The 743-nt window shown below is 55.0% G+C and carries 1 protein-coding gene; it reads right to left on the bottom strand.

The window, feature by feature from the left end; translation table 11 throughout:
- Positions 1-615, bottom strand: a 615-nt coding sequence (locus tag BN873_RS01530) for a sensor histidine kinase (protein WP_242434344.1), incomplete at its 3' end; no start/stop codon positions are given.
- Positions 616-743: the final 128 nt, after the last annotated feature.

The raw sequence follows: 743 nt of genomic DNA, 5'->3' as shown, positions 1-743 counted from the left end.
GCGATGAGGGTAGAAAGCGCTTCGGTGGAGGTCCTCGTCACGACCCCATTCTTCTGGCACCTCTATCGGGTCTCGCCATTCCGATGGAGAAACGTCAGGCTCCGTCGGAGAGGTCGGCGGCGCAAGGCGGTCGAAGGGCAGGCGCAGCGTAAAGGTTGAGCCGACCTGCTCTTCACTGTCGACGTCCAAGGTTCCGTGATGGAGTTGCGCAAGCTGCTGACAAATGGCTAATCCTAAACCGGTACCGCCTTGCTCGCGCGTTGTTGAAGAATCGACCTGGTTAAACGAACCAAAAATTTGGTCTCGGTAGGCTTGGGGAATCCCGACCCCCGTATCCTGAACCGTGAGTTGAAAGGTGAACGCTGGTGCATCGGTGAGCGAAGCCACACGGGCTACGACGGATACGCCGCCCTGGCGGGTAAATTTGATGGCGTTGTCCAGGAGGTTGATGAGCATCTGCCGAAGATGCTGGGGATCGCCCTTCACCCACCTTGGCAAATCGGGCTGGAGACGCAAGTCCAAGGAAAGCCCTTTCGTATAAGCGTTGGCCGTGAATAACTGAACGGTTCTTTCCAGGCAAGTCGGTAAATGAAAGGGTTGAAGGTGCACCGTCATTTTCCCGACTTCTAATTTGGAAAAATCGAGAATTTTATTCATCAGCCCCAACAACGTGGTGACGGAGTGTTTTAAAAAACGCCAGTAACTGCGTTGGGTTGGGGTTAACGGCGTCTCGCCGAGCAGGT

The organism is Candidatus Competibacter denitrificans Run_A_D11, assembly GCF_001051235.1.
In the GTDB taxonomy this organism is placed as follows: Bacteria; Pseudomonadota; Gammaproteobacteria; order Competibacterales; family Competibacteraceae; genus Competibacter_A; species Competibacter_A denitrificans.
The sequence above is the reverse complement of the archived record's forward strand: the minus strand, read 5'-3'. Positions and strand labels throughout refer to the sequence as shown.